This window comes from Paenarthrobacter sp. YAF11_1, from assembly GCF_052113445.1.
In the GTDB taxonomy this organism is placed as follows: Bacteria; Actinomycetota; Actinomycetes; order Actinomycetales; family Micrococcaceae; genus Arthrobacter.
The window spans coordinates 163,241-180,032 of sequence record NZ_JBFRDF010000007.1; the positions used below are offsets into that span (position 1 = coordinate 163,241).

The 16,792-nt window shown below is 61.7% G+C and carries 17 protein-coding genes; 6 read left to right on the top strand and 11 right to left on the bottom strand.

The features are described from left to right. Nucleotides 1-27: 27 nt before the first annotated feature. Nucleotides 28-1,101, bottom strand: coding sequence for a glycosyltransferase family 4 protein (locus AB4Y77_RS12995; RefSeq protein ID WP_442014241.1), 1,074 nt, complete (start codon nt 1,099-1,101; stop codon nt 28-30). A gap of 148 nt (nt 1,102-1,249) precedes the next feature. On the opposite strand from AB4Y77_RS12995, the gene AB4Y77_RS13000 reads away from it, so the two are divergent. After that, nucleotides 1,250-1,948, top strand: coding sequence for a DsbA family oxidoreductase (locus tag AB4Y77_RS13000; protein WP_442014242.1), 699 nt, complete (start codon nt 1,250-1,252; stop codon nt 1,946-1,948). Between the two features lie 97 nt (nt 1,949-2,045). On the opposite strand, the gene arfA is transcribed toward AB4Y77_RS13000, so the two are convergent. The 7 genes from arfA to AB4Y77_RS13035 all read right to left on the bottom strand — a co-directional run bounded on the left by arfA (nt 2,046) and on the right by AB4Y77_RS13035 (nt 10,148). Then, a complete protein-coding gene (gene arfA, locus AB4Y77_RS13005) occupies nt 2,046-3,584 on the bottom strand; it encodes an arabinosylfuranosidase ArfA (protein ID WP_311211320.1) in 1,539 nt (512 codons plus the stop codon). Between the two features lie 83 nt (nt 3,585-3,667). Continuing rightward, on the bottom strand, nt 3,668-4,570 hold the full coding sequence (locus AB4Y77_RS13010) for a carbohydrate ABC transporter permease (protein WP_442014243.1): 903 nt from the start codon (nt 4,568-4,570) through the stop codon (nt 3,668-3,670). A 2-nt stretch (nt 4,571-4,572) separates the two neighbouring features. Next, nucleotides 4,573-5,493 (bottom strand): carbohydrate ABC transporter permease, encoded by a 921-nt coding sequence (locus tag AB4Y77_RS13015; protein ID WP_311211322.1) that lies wholly within the window; start codon nt 5,491-5,493, stop codon nt 4,573-4,575. Between the two features lie 37 nt (nt 5,494-5,530). After that, nucleotides 5,531-6,865 carry an extracellular solute-binding protein gene (locus tag AB4Y77_RS13020; RefSeq protein WP_442014244.1) on the bottom strand — a complete coding sequence of 445 codons (1,335 nt, stop codon included), beginning with the start codon at nt 6,863-6,865 and terminating at the stop codon, nt 5,531-5,533. Between the two features lie 215 nt (nt 6,866-7,080). Then, nucleotides 7,081-8,082 (bottom strand): LacI family DNA-binding transcriptional regulator, encoded by a 1,002-nt coding sequence (locus AB4Y77_RS13025; RefSeq protein WP_311211324.1) that lies wholly within the window; start codon nt 8,080-8,082, stop codon nt 7,081-7,083. 156 nt (nt 8,083-8,238) lie between these two features. Further along, nucleotides 8,239-9,030, bottom strand: a complete 792-nt coding sequence (locus tag AB4Y77_RS13030) for a TIM barrel protein (RefSeq protein ID WP_442014245.1) — start codon at nt 9,028-9,030, stop codon at nt 8,239-8,241. Continuing rightward, a complete protein-coding gene (locus AB4Y77_RS13035) occupies nt 9,027-10,148 on the bottom strand; it encodes a Gfo/Idh/MocA family oxidoreductase (RefSeq protein ID WP_442014246.1) in 1,122 nt (373 codons plus the stop codon). The genes AB4Y77_RS13030 and AB4Y77_RS13035 overlap by 4 nt, the downstream gene beginning before the upstream one ends. Before the next feature lie 108 nt (nt 10,149-10,256). Between AB4Y77_RS13035 and AB4Y77_RS13040 the strand changes: the two genes are divergently transcribed. After that, nucleotides 10,257-11,264, top strand: a complete 1,008-nt coding sequence (locus AB4Y77_RS13040; protein WP_442014247.1) for a LacI family DNA-binding transcriptional regulator — start codon at nt 10,257-10,259, stop codon at nt 11,262-11,264. 43 nt (nt 11,265-11,307) lie between these two features. Then, on the top strand, nt 11,308-12,045 hold the full coding sequence (locus tag AB4Y77_RS13045; RefSeq protein WP_400383875.1) for a TetR/AcrR family transcriptional regulator: 738 nt from the start codon (nt 11,308-11,310) through the stop codon (nt 12,043-12,045). A 34-nt stretch (nt 12,046-12,079) separates the two neighbouring features. Here AB4Y77_RS13045 and AB4Y77_RS13050 read toward each other — a convergent pair whose 3' ends face one another. The 3 genes from AB4Y77_RS13050 to AB4Y77_RS13060 form a co-directional block, all read right to left on the bottom strand. Then, nucleotides 12,080-12,727 carry a LytR C-terminal domain-containing protein gene (locus AB4Y77_RS13050; RefSeq protein WP_442014248.1) on the bottom strand — a complete coding sequence of 216 codons (648 nt, stop codon included), beginning with the start codon at nt 12,725-12,727 and terminating at the stop codon, nt 12,080-12,082. Between the two features lie 61 nt (nt 12,728-12,788). Beyond that, nucleotides 12,789-13,088 (bottom strand): type II toxin-antitoxin system VapB family antitoxin, encoded by a 300-nt coding sequence (locus AB4Y77_RS13055; RefSeq protein WP_011773432.1) that lies wholly within the window; start codon nt 13,086-13,088, stop codon nt 12,789-12,791. A 92-nt stretch (nt 13,089-13,180) separates the two neighbouring features. Then, nucleotides 13,181-13,312, bottom strand: coding sequence for a hypothetical protein (locus tag AB4Y77_RS13060; protein ID WP_442014249.1), 132 nt, complete (start codon nt 13,310-13,312; stop codon nt 13,181-13,183). A 98-nt stretch (nt 13,313-13,410) separates the two neighbouring features. Here AB4Y77_RS13060 and AB4Y77_RS13065 point away from each other — a divergent pair, with 98 nt between their 5' ends. The 3 genes from AB4Y77_RS13065 to AB4Y77_RS13075 all read left to right on the top strand — a co-directional run bounded on the left by AB4Y77_RS13065 (nt 13,411) and on the right by AB4Y77_RS13075 (nt 16,625). Next, nucleotides 13,411-15,477: an alpha/beta hydrolase gene (locus AB4Y77_RS13065; protein WP_442014250.1), complete on the top strand. Its 2,067-nt coding sequence runs from the start codon at nt 13,411-13,413 to the stop codon at nt 15,475-15,477. Nucleotides 15,478-15,659: 182 nt separating this feature from the next. Further along, nucleotides 15,660-16,049, top strand: coding sequence for a hypothetical protein (locus tag AB4Y77_RS13070; protein WP_442014251.1), 390 nt, complete (start codon nt 15,660-15,662; stop codon nt 16,047-16,049). Between the two features lie 183 nt (nt 16,050-16,232). Next, a complete protein-coding gene (locus AB4Y77_RS13075; protein WP_442014252.1) occupies nt 16,233-16,625 on the top strand; it encodes a hypothetical protein in 393 nt (130 codons plus the stop codon). Nucleotides 16,626-16,792 lie beyond the last annotated feature (167 nt).

Genomic DNA, 16,792 nt, shown 5'->3' on the forward strand with positions numbered 1-16,792 from the left:
GGAGTCTTCCTTGAGGGTGGGCAGGCCCTACAAGGCTTGCCTCTGATTTTCTTGCAAAAGACTCCGACCGGAAAGAGGTCCAGCCGAAAATTGTTCGATCACTTTGGCGTAAAGGTCCAGGTGGTCCGCAGCCATTCGTGCTGAGCTGAAAGACTCCTCCACGGATCTTCGGCAGGCATCCCGGCTGAGGAACGGAACCTGTTCGAGGCAGGCAACCAACTCGCGGGGGGACCCCAGAAAGCCCGTTATCCCGTGCCTGACGATTTCCGGAGCAGCGCCCATCGGCGTCGCCAGCACAGGGGTTCCCGTGGCGAGGGCTTCGATCATGACCAGCCCGAAGGGTTCGTGCCATTGAATGGGGTTGATCAGGGCGATGGCATCACCCATCAGCTCGAATTTCTCCGGATCTGAGAGCTCTCCAAGGAACTCCACTCCCTGCCCCAAAACGGGCTGCACCACATCACGGAAGTACTCCTGCTCATCCGGGGTGTGCATCTTTGCCGCGATCTTCAGGGGGACGCCGGCTTCCTGAGCAATAGTTACGGCTTCCATCAATCCCTTGTCGGGGCACATGCGGCCCACAAAGCAGGCGTATCCTCCAGTGCCCCGGCCGACGCTCACTGCGGACAGGTCGATTCCGTGGTGGATGACCGCGGAAATCTCCACATTCGGGATCCTGCTGCACTGATCGTGGGAGATCGCGATGATGGCGGTGTCCCGGGCCATGTCCCGGTACAGATTTGCGGCCTGCGGGGATAGCTGGCCGTGGATGGTGGTCACTACCGGCACATCCATTGGCCTGTGCGCATAAAGGGGACCGGCCAAGGTGTGATCGTGGATAATATCCACGCCGCGCAGGCCGCGGTACGCCCTGATGACGTGGGCCAGCTCGCTCAGGGAGAGCCCCATTTCCTCGGGTTCGCTGGGCCCAAAGCCGGGTACTTGGGGCACCGGGCAGGTGCTGTCCGAGGCGGTTGCCAGCAGGACATCGTGTCCCGCGTCCGCCAATGCCCGCGCCAAGGCATCCACTACGCGCTCTGTTCCGCCATATTTTTCGGGCGGTACGGTAAACCAGGGTCCAACGATGAGTCCGATGCGCATGAGGTTTGTCTCCGCGTCAACCCCCAAGCCAAAAGGCTGTCTGCATAACCCGTTTCAAGAGTATTGGGCTTCACATGGCACGGCAATGGGTGAGGAAAATAACAGCCGTGTAAGGAATGTTCGGCCGGTTCAACAGGTTGCCAACAGCATGAAGATTGAGATCTGGTCAGACGTCGCGTGCCCGTGGTGCTACATCGGCAAGCGCCGTTTCGAGACCGCGCTGGCACAGTTCCCGCACCGTGATTCGGTGGACATTGAGTGGAAGAGCTACCAGCTGGACCCCTCCGTTCCCGAGCATTACGACGGCACGGAGCTGGATTACCTGAGCAAGCGCAAGGGTATGGCTCCTGAGCAGGTCAAGCAGATGTTCGCCCACGTCACCGAAACCGCCAAGGGCGAAGGCCTGGACTATCACTTCGACAAGGTGGTGGTGGCCAACAGCTTCACCGCGCACCGCCTCATCCACCTTGCTGCTTCCCACGACCGCCAGGACGCAGCCAAGGAGCAGCTGCTCAGCGACCACTTTGAGCATGGCAAGGACATCGGCAACCAGGAGTACCTCACGGAACTCGGCGCCGCCTTGGGGTTGCCGGCCGATGAAGTGGCAGAGCTTTTCACTTCCGACAAGTTCACCGAGGAGGTCAACGAAGACATCAACGAGGCCCGCGCCATCGGCGTCACCGGCGTCCCGTTCTTTGTTATCGATCGCAAGTACGGCATCTCCGGCGCCCAGCCCGCCAACCTTTTCAGCGAGGCCCTGAACCAGGCCTGGCAGGAAGCCAACCCCCTGATCCCGGTGGGCGCTTCGGACGCCGAGGCCTGCGGCCCTGACGGCTGCGCCGTCTAAGTAGCCCCCGCCGTCGTGCGTTAACCCAAGTAGGGGACAGCAAACGTCGCTATGAGCGCTGATTGCGACGTTTACTGTCCCCTAGTTGGGTAAGCCGCTAGCCTTTCACCACGTCAAGCTCGACGACGGCCCAGGACAGGGCGGGCAGCGTCAGGCGAAGCTCGGAACCAGTCGCCTTCACACCTTCCAGGGCCGTCAGGCCAACGCGGCCCGGCTGATCCTGGCTGTTGATGGTCAAGCGGTCGCCGCCCTCAGGAATTTCGAGGACCTCGGCGCGGATCACCTGGCGGGCGTCGAAACCGCGCAGCGCGACCTCGACGTCGGCCGCTTCTTCCAAGCCGCGGTTCGCGAAGAAGAGTGCCACGCGGCCCGTTTCCTCGTTCCATGTAGCGCTGACATCCACCAGGTCTGTGTCGCCAAACCGCGCATTCGAGTACTTGTCCGAGTCCACCGAGAGCCGCAGAATCTGGCCCTTGGCGAGCTCGGCCATGCGGGCAAATGGGTGGAAGATGGTCTGCTTCCACGCCGGACCGTTCTCTTCCGAGAGGATCGGCGCGATCACGTTGACCAGCTGCGCCTGGTTGGCGATTTTCACGCGGTCACCGTGGCGGAGCAGCGAGTTGAGCAGCGTGCCCACCACCACGGCGTCGGTCACGTTGTACTTGTCCTCGATGACGCGGGGGTGCTCACGCCAGCCTGCCTTGGCCACATTGTGCGGCTGGTCCTCGGTGTCGAGGCCGCGCTGGTACCAGACGTTCCATTCGTCGAAGGACAGGTTGATGTGCTTCTTGTGCTTGCCCTTGGCGCGCACGGCGTCCGCGGTAGCCACCACTGATTCAATGAAGTAGTCAGTATCGACGGCGGAGGCCAGGAAGCTGCCCACGTCACCTTCGTGTTCCTGGTAGTAGGCGTGGAGGGAAACGTAGTCCACTTCGTCGTAGGTGTGGGTGAGGACCGTCTGTTCCCAGGCACCGAACGTGGGCATCGAAGAGCTGGAACTGCCGCAGGCCACCAGTTCAAGCGAAGGGTCCACGAACCGCATGGCTTTGGCGGCTTCCTGTGCCAGCCGGCCATACTCGTCGGCGGTCTTGTGGCCGATCTGCCATGGCCCGTCCAGCTCGTTGCCGAGGCACCAGAGCTTGATGTTGAACGGGTCCTTGTGGCCGTTCTTGGCGCGGAGATCGGACAGGTAGGTTCCGCCGGGGTGGTTGGCGTACTCCACGATCTCGCGGGCCGCGTCCACTCCCCTGGTGCCCAGGTTGATTGCTTCCATGATTTCGGTGCCGGCCTGCTTGGACCAGTCCACAAACTCGTGCAGGCCAAAGGCGTTGGTCTCCACGGTGTGCCAGGCTCCGTCAAGCCGGCGGGGCCGTTCGCTGACAGGGCCGATCCCGTCTTCCCAGTTGTAGCCCGAGACGAAGTTGCCGCCAGGGTAGCGGATGACGGTGGCGCCGAGCTCCTTGACCAGCTTCATGACGTCCTGGCGGAAGCCGTTTTCGTCAGCCTCGGGGTGCCCGGGCTCATAGATGCCGGTGTAGACGCAGCGGCCCATGTGCTCCACGAAGGAGCCGAAGAGTCGTCGGGGTACCTCGCCAATGGTGAAGTCGCGGTCGAGGGTGATGCGTGCGCGGGACATGTATCTCCTTGGTTGTGTTCTGAAAACTATTGGTTTCTGAGAACTGTTGGGTTCTGGAACTGTTGGGAAGCGCTGGGTGCCGGTCAGGTTCCGGCGAGTCCCGTCGTCGCAACGCCCTTGATGATCTGGCGCTGGAAGAAGAGGAAGACCACAATCAGCGGCAGCGCGGCCAGCAGCGCGGACGCCATGTTCTGCGCGTACTGGATGCCGTAGGCGCTCTTGATGGTTTGCAGGCCGACCGGGAGGGTCAGCAGGTTGCCGTCGTTGGTGGCGATGAACGGCCACAGGAAGTTGTTCCACGCACCGATGAAAACGAAGATCGCGACGGCGGCCAGGATGGGACGGGACAACGGCAGGATGATTTGGGTGAAGATCCGCAAGCGGCTGGCGCCGTCCATCACGGCCGCTTCTTCGAGCTCGCGCGGGATCTGGTCGAAGAACTTCTTCAGCACGAACACCATGGCCGGGTGGATGACCTGCGGCAGGATGATGGCCCACGAGGTATCGATCAGGTTCAGCGCCAGCATTTGGTAGAACAGCGGGATGATCAGCACGGGCGGCGGGATGATGATGGACGCGATGATCACGGTCATCAGCACCTTTTTGCCCTTGAAGTCGATCCTCGAGAGCGCGTAGGCCACCAGTGCCGAGATCACCAGGGTGATGGCCGTGATGGCCGCCGAGGTGTACAGCGAATTCCACGTCCAGAGCGGGATGTTGCCGTCCTGGAACACCTTGACGAACGCGTCAGGAGTGAAGCCCGACGGCGGCAGCCAGGTGACGTCCGGAGCGGCGGCATCCGTCTCGGTCTTGAAAGCGGTGGCGGTGGCCCACGCGAACGGGATCAGCCACAGTACGGCAATAAAGGCGGCGACCACGATGGCCGCGATCCTGCCCACCGTCAGCTTTTTACGGGGCTGGCGGATCGTGGGGCTGTTGCCGCTGGTGGTACTGGGGGCGGGACGGGTCAGGGTAGGGGTTGCCATGGTTATGCGCTCCTGCGGCGGGTGATGACGAACTGCATGACAGAAACAACCACGATCAGTCCGAAGAAGATGTAGGAGATGGCTGCGGAGTAGCCCAGCCGGTAGCCGGTGAACCCGGTTTCAAAGATGTACTGCACCACGGGGCGGGTGGATCCTGCCGGCCCGCCTGCGGTCATTTGATACACCTGATCGAAAATCTTCAGTGACGCCAGGATCTGGAGGAGCACAATCATCACGGTGGTGGGGGTGAGCTGCGGCAGCGTGATGGAGAAGAACTGGCGCCAGGCTCCGGCTCCGTCCAGCGATGCCGCCTCATAGTGCTGGGCCGGGATGTTTTGCATGGCGGCCAGATAGAGCAGGAAATTGAATCCCACGGTCCACCAGAGGGTGGCGATGACGATTGCCCACATGGCCACGTTCGGGTCATTCAGCCAGGCAACCCTGGGGAGTCCGATTCCTGTGAGGAACTCATTGATCAGGCCGAGCTGCGGGTTGTACAGCCAGGTGAAGAACAGTGAAACCACCGTGGAGGCCAACAGGTACGGCGCAAAGTAGGAGAGCCGCCACAGCCACTGGGCCGGAAGCCCCACGTTGAGCAATGCGGCCATGACCAGGGCCACGAGGACCAGGGGTACGGTGCTGATCACCGTGAAGTAGAGGGTGTTGCCCAGGGACCGCCACATATCTGCGTCGGCCAATGCCTCGGCGTAGTTGGCGAAACCGATCAGGCTGTCGTTGGCCCCGGTCAGGGACTTGCCCGTGAGGCTCATGTAGAAGCCGTAGAGAATGGGCCAGACGAGGAAAACGAGGAAGAACACCAGGAAAGGGGCGGCAAATCCCCAGCCGCTCAGGTTGCTGCGGGTGCGGCTCCCGGGTTTGCGCAGGCTCTCCGGCCTCGGCCGGGACAGCGTAGAGGTACTCATTCAAGAACTTCCTTTGGTCGCTCGGTACGTGGGCCGGTTAGACCGGGTTGGGACGGGAGAGGAGGGTATTGGTGCGCTGTTCGAAGGCATCCCATCCGGCGGAGGCCTTGTCCCTGCCCAGGAGGACGTTCTGCACGTTCTCTGCGAAGTAGGTCTGCCAATCCGAGCCGGAGCCGCTGAACCAGGCCTCGGGATCGTAGGCGATGATGTCCGCCGCGTTGGCGTAGTGGATCTGCGGCGTGAGTTCGCGGTACGCCTGTGACTGGACCACGGGCTGGTATCCGGGGATGTGTCCGGCTTCTGCCCAGGACAGCGATCCCTTCAGGACATCGGTGACAAATTTGTAGACGTCCCTGCGCTTGTCCTCGTTGACGTTGAGTTGCCGTGGCAGGACGAACGAGTGCGAGTCGGCGTAGGATGCCGGCGTCCCGTACAGCGTGGGAATGGTGGCTGCGTCAACGGGGATGCCGGCCTTCTTCATGGTTGGCAGCTCCCAGACTCCGCTGAACAGCATCCCGGAACCGCCGCGGGCAAACTCGGCGATGCCGGTGCTGATGTCACCGGCCTGGGCTGCGATGGTGTCATCAAACAGGGAGGCCATGAATTCCAGCGACTCTATGGCCGCGTCCCGGTCCACCTTCATAGGCTGGCCCGGCGTCAGTTCCATGTCCACGCCGTGCTGCTTGTAAAGCGTGTAGAACAGGCGCCACATCTGCGATCCACTGCCCAGGTAGCCGAAGGACAGGCCGTGGGCCTTGGTCACTTTCTGCATTTCCAAGGCCATGGCTTTGAACTCGTCCGGCGAGCTCACCTCTTGTAGCTGCCCGTTGCTGCCCAGGACGCCCGCTTTGCCTGCTACATCCGTGTTGTAGAACATGACGAACGGGTGCGAGTCCAACGCGATGGAGAAGACCTTGCCGCCATGCTGGCTCTTTTCCCAGATTCGGGGAGCAAAGTCGGAAGCCGTCACGCCGTTCTCGGCAAGAAGGCCCAGATCCCAGGGATCGATAAGTCCGCCCGGCGCGTATCCGGGAACCCTGCTGGCGTGCATGATGGCCACCTCGGGTGGGCGGCCTCCTGCCGATGCCATGGCCAATTTGGTGTAATACGGCGGCCCCCAGGCCAGCACCGTGGGGTGCACCTTGAAACCGGGATTGGCCTGGTTGGCCGCGTTGATCATGGTCTGCATCTTGATACCGTCACCGCCGGAGAGGAGGTGCCAGAACCCAATGTCCTGCACGGCCGCGGCCTGGGCTGCCCCTCCACAACCGCTGAGGCCCGTAGCCAGGAGTCCCCCGCCAAGGAGGGCCGATCCTGTCAATAACTGTCTCCGGGACAATCGTTTCCCGGTCAAAGATTCAAACTGCTTCACCCGTCACTCCTTTGGATGGGTCCGCTGAAAGGTCACTGCTGCATTGCGGTGTTGCTGCGCTGCATAGCTGCTGCACCGCATAAAGTCCGGCTCCGGTGCGCCCGCACTCGGGTATATGGTGGCCCCGGGGTGACGCAGATCTCACATTACATCGATGTAATAGGCAGGGCAAGAGAAAATTGTTAGCGCACACAATTTAGTGGCCGGCTCTCGCTTCAGGCCTTGCTGCTGTCCCGTTCCACGATGCTGTAGTCCACGCTGATGACCCGCTGGCCTTGGGCCCTGTCCCCCATGCGCTCCGTGAGGAGACGCAGGGCTTCGCTGGCAATGGTTCGCTTGTCAAAGGAAACCGTGGTCAGCGAAGGGACGGCGTAGCGGCCATCGGCAATATCATCAAAACCCGCCACGGCGATTTCTTCGGGGATCTGCAAGCCCCTCTTCCAGAGCACGCTCAGGGCACCAATCGCCATGGAGTCCGTGAAGCAGAAGAGAGCTTCTGGAACAGGATGCGTATCCAGGTAAGCGTCCAGGGCTTTGGCGGCGGTTTCGGGCGTCCACTTTTCGCAAGGAATCAGCAGCGACTCATCCCGCGGAATACCCAGGATGTCCAAAGCGGCTTCATACCCTTGGGTACGCTGGATGGCCGCCGCAGATCCTCGCCCCTGGGTTGTTCCAAGGACCGCAATGCGCCGACGCCCGGGCTTGGCCAGCGCCAGCGTCATGTCCCGGGCCGCCGTCAGGCTGTTCACAAAGACCCGGTCGGCCAACTGCTGCGTCACCTCGCCCAGAAGAACCACAGGAGGCAGGGCCACACCAACTTTGACTGCGCTCTCATCCAACACCACGGGGTTGAGGATCAATCCGTCGATCAGGTTGGAGCGGGCCCGGGTCATCAGCTCCTGCTCGCGGTGCGGGTCAGAGCCAGTTTCCTCGATCTGGACAATCCAGCCCTGCTCGTGGGCCACCTCCACAATGTGATGGGCCACCTCTGCCGAGTACGGTGTGGCGAGGTCTGGCAAAGCCAGGGCAATGACCCCAGAGCGGCCATTCCGTAGCCCGCGCGCAGAAAGGTTCGGGACGTAATCCAATTCCGCCATGGCCTGCTCAACCCTGAGCCGGGTAGGACCACTGACCGGCACGACTCCGTTCATCACGTTCGAGACCGTTTTGGGCGAAACCCCCGCACGACGCGCCACGTCCTTGACCGTTGCGCGCAATACGCCCCCTAGCTACAGTGTTGACCGGCGCTGCGACTGGCCGGTTTTCCTTGATGCTACGCGAGATTTCGCGCCCGGATGCAGCGCCCCCGCGCCAGTTACGGCCAACGCGAGGGCGTACGGGGCCACCCCGGCCCCCGGGCAGTCCACTTTTAGCTAGCTTTCAAAGGCCGCACGGAAAGTCGCCAGTGCGATATCCCCCGCTTCCAGCCCGGCTCCCCCGGCGGCCTTCGCCTCGAGACCGACCACTCCCGTGTATCCGGCGTCCCGAAGCGCGGCCGCGACGCCGCGATAATTGACTTCCCCGGTGCCGGGTTCACATCGGCCTGGAACGTCGGCCACCTGTATTTCACCCACCCAGGGCAACGCGGCCCGGACCAGTTCGATCAGGTTTCCCTCGCCGATTTGGGCGTGGTACAGGTCCAACATCATCCTGACGTTGGGGTGGTCAACCGCCGAGACCAGTGCCAGAGTGTCTTTTGCCCGCGCCAAGGGGATTCCCGGGTGGTCCAGGACGGTATTCAGGTTTTCCAACGCGAAAACCACACCGTACTTTTCACCCAACACCCCCAAACGCTCAAGGGTGTCCCGCGCCGTGAGCCACATTTCGCCGGTAGAACGGTGAACGGGCCGGACAGCCCGGCCACCCTCACCCAGCTCCGCAGGGTGAACCACCATGCGCTCAATGCCGAGTTCCAGTGCATTCGGAATTAACTTCTCCGCCGATGCCAGCACTTCATCGGCGCTTTCAGGATCAGTGAGGCTGCCGCCAAAATAGCCGCTCATCGACGAGAACCGCGCTCCCGTTGCTGCCAGGGCTGCGATATCCCGGCCCCGGGTGTCCCACAGCTCCACCTCGAACCCTTGCCCATGGATCCTTTTCACGCGCTCCGTTAAGGGCACTTCGCCGTAGAGCATTTCAGCGCAAACGGCCAAGCGGAAGCTCATGCTATATCCCCCACAGTGAGCAACGCGGGTTCCGCCGGACGCAGTGCGGCAATCGATGCCACATCAACCGGCAGCCCGGTGTGGGCCGAACGGGTCGCAGCCAGGGCAACGGCCAGTGCGTTTCGCGCATCGGTTCCGCCAGCACCTTGGGCCGCAGGAGCCTGGGTACCGTCGCGGTCAGCCTTCACCACATCCACAAAGTGGGCGAGTTCAGCCGTGTAGGCATCGTGAAAGAGGTCCACGTTCAGACGGACGGTGGCCGAACTGACACCGGCAGCGGTGTAGCTCGTGGCCGAGTTGGTTTGCGGGCCTCCCGCCGTCACCATTCCCGCAGAGCCAAAAACCTCGCCCCGCACGTCATAGCCGTACAGGGCATTGAAGTTGGCCTCGGCCACGGCAATGGCCCCGTTGCTGTAGGTCACGGTGACCACAGCGGTATCCAACAGCCCGCCCCCTTTTGCCTCGGGAGCTACCAGCGCGTCGGCCACGGCATGGACTCGAACAGGGACAGCGCCGGGATTCAGCCAGTTCAAGGTATCAAAGTCGTGGATGAGGGTCTCAAGGAAAATGGTGCCGGGTGCAATCCGCTCCGGATTGGCAATCCCGTCCTTGCTGCCCGGGTCGCGGGTCAGGGACCGCAACAATTGCGGGGTTCCCACAGCGCCATCATCGATGAGCCTGCGGGCGGCAGCGAAATCTTCGGCGTAGCGGCGGTTGAAACCGAACTGGACCACCACACCCGCAGCCTTTGCTGCTTCCAGTGCCTCGTCAAGTTCTTCCACAGAACGGCCGCCCGGCTTTTCGCAGAAGGCATGCTTACCCGCGCGTGCTGCCGCCGCGATCAGCCCGGAATGAAAGCGGGCCGGCGCGGAGATCAGGACAGCATCCACTTCGGGATCATTCAGCACATCCTCCGGGTCAGTACTGATCTTGCGGACGCCCAGTCGGCCAGCCAGTGCCTGGACGGCCGGAAGGGCCGGATCCACGATGGCCTCAAGCCGGGCATTGGGGATGCGCTGCGCGACGGATTCGGCGTGGAAACTGCCAATCCATCCCGCTCCGATCAGAGCAATACGAACCGGTCGGTCTTCATTGACCTGGTGCTGAAGGTAAACCATTAAGAGCTCCTGACGCATGTCTTCTAGATCGTTCTAGTTTGACCATACTGACACGTGGTTTACGTCCCGTCTAGATCGTTCTATACACTGGTTGCAACGGGAGGAAACATGTCAGAACTGCAGCGCCGCCCCACCCTGATGGACGTAGCCGAGGCGGCCGGCGTCTCGCGGGCCTTGGTTTCCATCGTGATGCGGGGCGCACCCGGCGCGGCGGAATCCACCCGGCAAAGAGTCCTGCAGGCGGCCAGCGATCTCGGTTATCGGGCGGACTCCCGCGCGAGGCTGCTGCGGAGCAGCAGGACGAAACTCCTGGGCCTCGCCTTTTCCAGCTCACAGCCGTTTCACGCTGAAATCGTCGATGCCGCCTACGCGGAGGCGTCTGCCAGGGGATATGAGATAACGCTGAGCGCAGTGGCCGGCGGCAGGCCCGAGGCCCGCGCCATCGAGACCTTGCTGGATGTCGGCGCCGAGGCGTTGATCATCATCGCCCCCACCCTCAGCGTGGATAACCTGGCACAGCACGCCCGCCAGGTCCCGGTGGTCAGCCTCCTGCGCGACGATGTGGGCGAGTATGTGGATTCGGTCAGCAGCGACGATTACGCCGGCATCGCACTGGCCGTTGACCATCTGGTCAGTCTGGGTCACCGCCGGATCGTCCACGTGGACGGCGGCACGGCCATCTCGTCGGACAAGCGCCGGGAGACGTACCGCGCGGAAATGATCCGGCACGGCCTGCAACCTGTGGTTGTTTCCGGCGGCACCGGAGAGGAGGACGGCATGAGAGCGGGTCACACCCTTCAGGCTGATCTGCCAACGGCTGTTATTGCCTTCAACGACAGGTCGGCCCTCGGAGTCATGGAATGTTTCAGGGCCGCGGGAATCGGCATTCCCGCGGATGTCTCGGTACTCGGCTATGACGACAGCAACTTCGCCAAGCTGAGTTACGTCCAGTTATCCTCAGTCAGCCAGGACGCTCCGCTCCTTGCCGCCGCCGCCGTTGGCCGCGCCGTGGACCGGATCGAAGGAGTCTCGTCGCCGGGCAGCGTGGTCCGGACACCGCACCTGGTCATCCGTAAAACCACGGCCCGGGCTCCTGAAGGAAACAGCGACACCTGACAAACCCGCAGCTCTTAGTGACAGATCACTGTAAAGTGTCTATATGCCCAGGATCACGGCCGCCACGAATGCTGCCCAACGCGCCGAGACCCAACGGAGGATTCTCACTGCCTTCGGTGAACTCCTCTTCACCCATGGCCTCCCCGGCCTGACCATGACGGACGTCGCCCGTCACGCAGGAGTAGGCCGCACCGCCGTCTACAACTACTACGCTGACATGGAGCAGCTCCTCATCGCCTACGCCCTGGACGAGACCGAACGCTTCATTGTCGATCTCCGCGATTCGCTGGCGGCGCTGGAAAACCCGGTGGACAGGCTGGCCCTCTACGTCCGCGCGCAGGTGGAAGATCTGAGCCGCCGCCACCTGCCTCCGGGTCCGGCCATGGCCGCGGTCCTCTCCCCCGGTTCCTTCGCGAAGCTCGCGGACCACGTGGGCGACCTCAATATCCTTCTGCAGGACATCCTTCAAGACGGGGTCCGCCAGGGCTACCTTCCTGACGTCGACGTCGCCCAGCTGGCGCGACTCATTCACGGAACGCTGTCTGCCAGCGCCGCACGACGCAACCGAACGCCCGACGGCGGGACTACCGCGCCTGCCCCGGCCTCCGACGTCGAGATCAAGGCAGCTGTTGAGGCACACGAATCTGTTGAAGCCCATACTGCGCAGACCGTACATTTCATCCAGCTCGGGGCCGGCGCACGCTTCGACGAAGCCGGGCGGCCGATTCGGCTGGAAGCAGCCGTCCAGGAAGCACCCATCCACGACGCCCTGGCGGGCTAGTACAGGGGCGCGGCGCCAGTGTTGCTTCCTGCCGCTACTGTCCCGCCGGAAGCGTCGGAATGATCGGCCACTTGGAGTTGTCCGCAATACGCAGGTCTTCGCGGGGGCACAGCAGCTTCCCCGGGGTCTGATCCACCAGTTCGGGCTCCACCAGGCCTTCGTATCCTGAGGTGAGGATGACGTCCACGGACTCGTCCTCACGGTTGTCCTGGAAGTAGTCCGTCCCGGCAAGGTTGCGCTGGACATTGAAAGCAGCCGCCTGGCCCTTGACGCCGGAAACCACTACGGCCACTCCGGCATAGGCGGTCTCGCTATTGTCCACCGAGGCCACTTTGAAGCCCCGGGCAGTAAATTGCTCCGCCACGGTGCCTGCCAGACCGCCGCGGGACGTGGCGTTGAAAACGTTGAGGTTAACTGCTTCGTTCGGAACGTAGTCGAACGTTGTGGTGGGGCACAGGCTGATGGGGGCTTTGCTGGCGATCGCGGTGGGGACTTTGATCACGCCATTCATGATCGCCCAGGCGCCAACGGCCCCGGCAGCGATCAGACCCACGAGAAGGACCAGAACAATTCCGTGGAACAGCCGGCGCCGGAAACGGCTCTTCTGGGCCGCGGCATCCTCAGCAAAAGTTGCCCGGAGCTCTGGGCCGGTGACCACATGGTGGCCATGGAGCTGCGTCACATCCTTGGGACGCTTACGTTTTTTTGCTGGGGACTCCTCCGGGCTGGTCGGACCCGTCCGCCTAGCCATCGATCACCAATACGCGTGCGTGGATCGCGGTCCTCTGGTGGAGCGCCGTACGGACGGCCCGGTGGAGCCCGTCCTCGAGGTACATGACGCCCTGATACTGGACAACGTGCGGGAACAGATCGCCAAAGAAGGTTGAGTCCTCAGCCAACAATGCCTCCAAATCCAAGGTTCGTTTGGTGGTTACCAGTTCATCGAGGCGGATAGGGCGCGGGGGCAAGGCAGCCCAGTCCCGCGGCGCGGAGTATCCATGGTCAGGGTACGGGCGTCCCTCGCCCACAGCTTTGAAGATCACCCTGCAAGCCTATGGAAGTTGGCGCCCTAACGGAACTTGTGACCCGCGGCACAGGCAGGTTGTAGCCAAAAGGTGACTTCCGGCTTCTGCTCCTACGGCCCCTGACCTGGATGCCCGCAAATCACTGGCTCAAGCAACGCCTTGCTTTGCTTCACTGACACATTCAGTTCCTCGGCCACCTGTTCCGTCGTCAGGAATCGGTGCTTCATGCTTTCATCCGGCATGCATCCCTCCTAAAGGCGTCGAACACCATGGACCTCCGATCGGAACAAAGAGCAGTTATGCTAGTCGTTGGATTTATTGTTCTGGTTTGGGGGCGGGCATGGTAATTGCTTTTGATGACGGCGCGGCCGACGCGCTGATCACTGCCGCGAACTCCGCCGACGAGGTTCTGCGTGCCGAGGGAGGCTTCCTGTGCGGGGCCGTGGAGCAGGCAGTGCAGGATTTCAACGGGGGCTACGGGCGCTTGTTCAAGGACGCCTGCGCCATCAGGTCCGATGATCGCGGCAAGCTTTCAGGTGTCCTCGCGGCTCTGGCCGAGGACGTCGGCGAGGCCAACCACAGGGCCCAGCAAGAGAAGGCCCGGCAAAAGAACATGGAAGCCTGGCAGCAACGCGACAACATCCGCAAACAGCACCTGCTCTCCGGTGACATCGCCGAAGCATCAGTGACAGTTGCCACCATGGTCCTGGACCCGATGCCCGAGAGCACGCCGGTCCCTGCACCGGCTGTTTCAGCGGTGTTTTCTCCCCGGGACCGGCCCCGGTTCGCCGGCGGACCAGGAACCGGAACCACCTCGGCTGACCCGGAAAAGCTCCGCGGCTTTGCCTCAGTGTCCCGGACGGCCACGAACACCTTGAACTCACACTTTGTCGCAGTCCGGAACGCCTGGAGCAGCTTCACAGCATCGTGTTCCTGGGTGACCATCGAGACTGAATCTTTTGTTGCTGGTTTCGAGATGCTCCTCGCCGCCAACGCAGCAGATGCCGATTGGATAGAGCAGGTCGCCACCGCATTCGAAACAGCAGGCAGCGGCTCTATCGCGGACAGCATGCTCAACGGGCTCTTCATCCAGTACGCAGCACCAAACCAAGTCGGCTTGAACGACATCGCGGGCCTGAACGCCGCGCAACTGACAACCTGGCTTGCCGCACCTGCGAACAAAGCCCGGCTCCAGGGACTCCTGCAGAACCAGGAATACAACCCTGCGGTGACCGCAGCATGGTGGACCAGCCTCGGCCACACAGTAGATAACGGCACCGGCAAAGTTACCCTCGGCGAGACCCAGCAGCTCCTCATCAATACATTCCCGTCGATCATCGGGAATCTGCAAGGGGTCTCCTACACTGCAAGGAATCAGGCCAACCAACTGGTACTGACGCAGATGCTTAAAGAATTCGACGTCTTCGTGCATGAAACTGCGGTGGGGCGGCATCCCATTGCACCACCGTGGATCAATACTCCGGGATATTTGGATCGACTTCGGAGCATCAAAACCGCCCTGGAAACCGGGCAACATGGCGTTGCGAAGCAACTGATCAGCCTCAATCTCGATCAGCCCGGCGCTGCTATCAGTGTGGGAGACCTCGATGCAGCCAAAGTCACCACCTACCAGGTCCCTGGCGTCGACACGACCGTGGCCAAAAGCATGCCGGACCTCGCCCTGGCCGCTGACACGCAATATCATCAGCAACTTCGTGTTGCACAGCTGAACGACACCCACGCGGGTATCCCACCTCGACTGGCTGTGGTGGGATGGGTAGCTTTCGAACCGGCCCCGGCGGCTGGGGTCTTCGATGATGCCAATGCCCGGACAGGCGGGTCGTTCCTGAGCAAGGACATCAACACCCTTGCCGCCGTTCAAAACAGTTTGGGAAACACCGCCAGCAACAACATTTCAGGCTTGTCCTATGGCACGTTGACGGCCCAGGCTGCGGCAGTGGAGGGCATGGCCGTAGACAGCATCAATCTTAATGCCGACATTGGCGTACTGAAGGGTGTAGCAGGTGTCCAAGACTTCCATCTGAACCCGGGCGCTGATGTGTACCAAACCAAATTCACCGTCGACAACGTATCCGACATTGGAAATGTGAGCAGAGAACGCATTCAGGGATTCCACTATCAGACCAATCAGGCTCCCCAAGGTGGACCTTCGTTCACGGTTCCCGTCCCGGCGTACGGAGCAATACAGATCGGGGCCGACGGCGTGGGTACTGATGCGGGAAGTCTAACGCCACTGTCAACAGAGAATCATGGCTGGCTCGAGGACGGTGAGAAGCTTGGGTATGCATCTCTCAATACTGAGTCGAGCTTCAACCAAGCATATGTCTCTCTGGGGCTCACGGATAAGCTGACCAATTCAGGAGAACCTGTGGAAAATCACGAATGAAGGAAATCAGATTGTTGAATCGACGACGACTGACTGCAGCAGCCGTTTCCGCGGGCACCGTCCTGATGCTGCTGATATCCGGATGTGCCTCCGCCCCGCAGGACGGCGGCAACACGACACCGACTGTGTCTTCTCAAGCCACGTCAACGAACAAACTTCCCGACGACGGGAAAGGGGCAACTATGACACCGGAAGATGCCAGTAAGGAGTTCTTCGGACTCCTCGATGAGATCCAAGCCCTGGCACCAAATGAATGGGTGAACGAGGACGTTCCGGCAGGTGGATACTGCAACTTCCAGGACACCGGAAGCGGCAAGCAGTTCTCCGGCGGCCGGACCACGGGACCCCTTAGCGCCACCGAGCGCGAGACACTCAGGCAGAAAGTCTCAGCATTTTATGAATCACGCGGGTACAAAATTCAGACCCTCGATAAATCAACCACCACGAATAATTTGCTCATCACTACTGCATTCGGACCCGATGGGTTATCCGTCGCCCTATACACGGGCGACCTCGGCACAATAATTGATGGCAGCAGCCGCTGTGTCCCGGACCCGGAGGTAGCAAAATAGCCTCTCCACGGGCACGGTAATGGTTACAGCGGCCAAAGAGGGAATCAAGAAACGTTGAATCGACTGCTGATGCCGTCTAGGTCCAGGCGCGCCCTTCCCGCCGCGGCGATCATTCTTCTCACCCTTGCAGGGTGCGGGACAACGCCGAGCACCACCCCACCTACCAGCGCCGCGGAGCAGACTATGGGACCAGAACAAGCCCGCACGGAATACCTCGACATCTTCACACAAATTCAAGCTCTCGCCCCGGGCGATTGGACGAAAATTACACCCGATAAACCCGGTATGGCGTGCCCCCTCCCGGACGGGACCGAGGGCACTCGGTTCAATTACGACAGTACGCAGGGCGCGATCTCAGAAGATCAGGCTGAAGCGATACACAAGACGGTAAAGGAAATCTTTGAAAGCAAAGGGCTAAGAGTCGTACAAACCCAGCCCTCGGGGGCGAACCGAGACCAGACGACCACAGGCTATGGCGATGGCAAGTTCTCCATGCAGCTTGGAACGAGCAGCTTCGGAACCACGCTCGGCGGCAACACCCGATGCGCGCCGGATCCCGAGGGAAAATTCCGCTAGGAAACGATGACGACGATGCACCACCGCCGGTACTGGCGCGTACTTTCCACGAGTGCCGTCTTGCTGCTGCTCGTGTCCGGATGCGTTCCTGGGTCTTCGGGTGAGGGCACAGCCCCATCAACCTCTCAAACCACCGCAACGAGCAACATGCTTCCCGAAGACGGGAA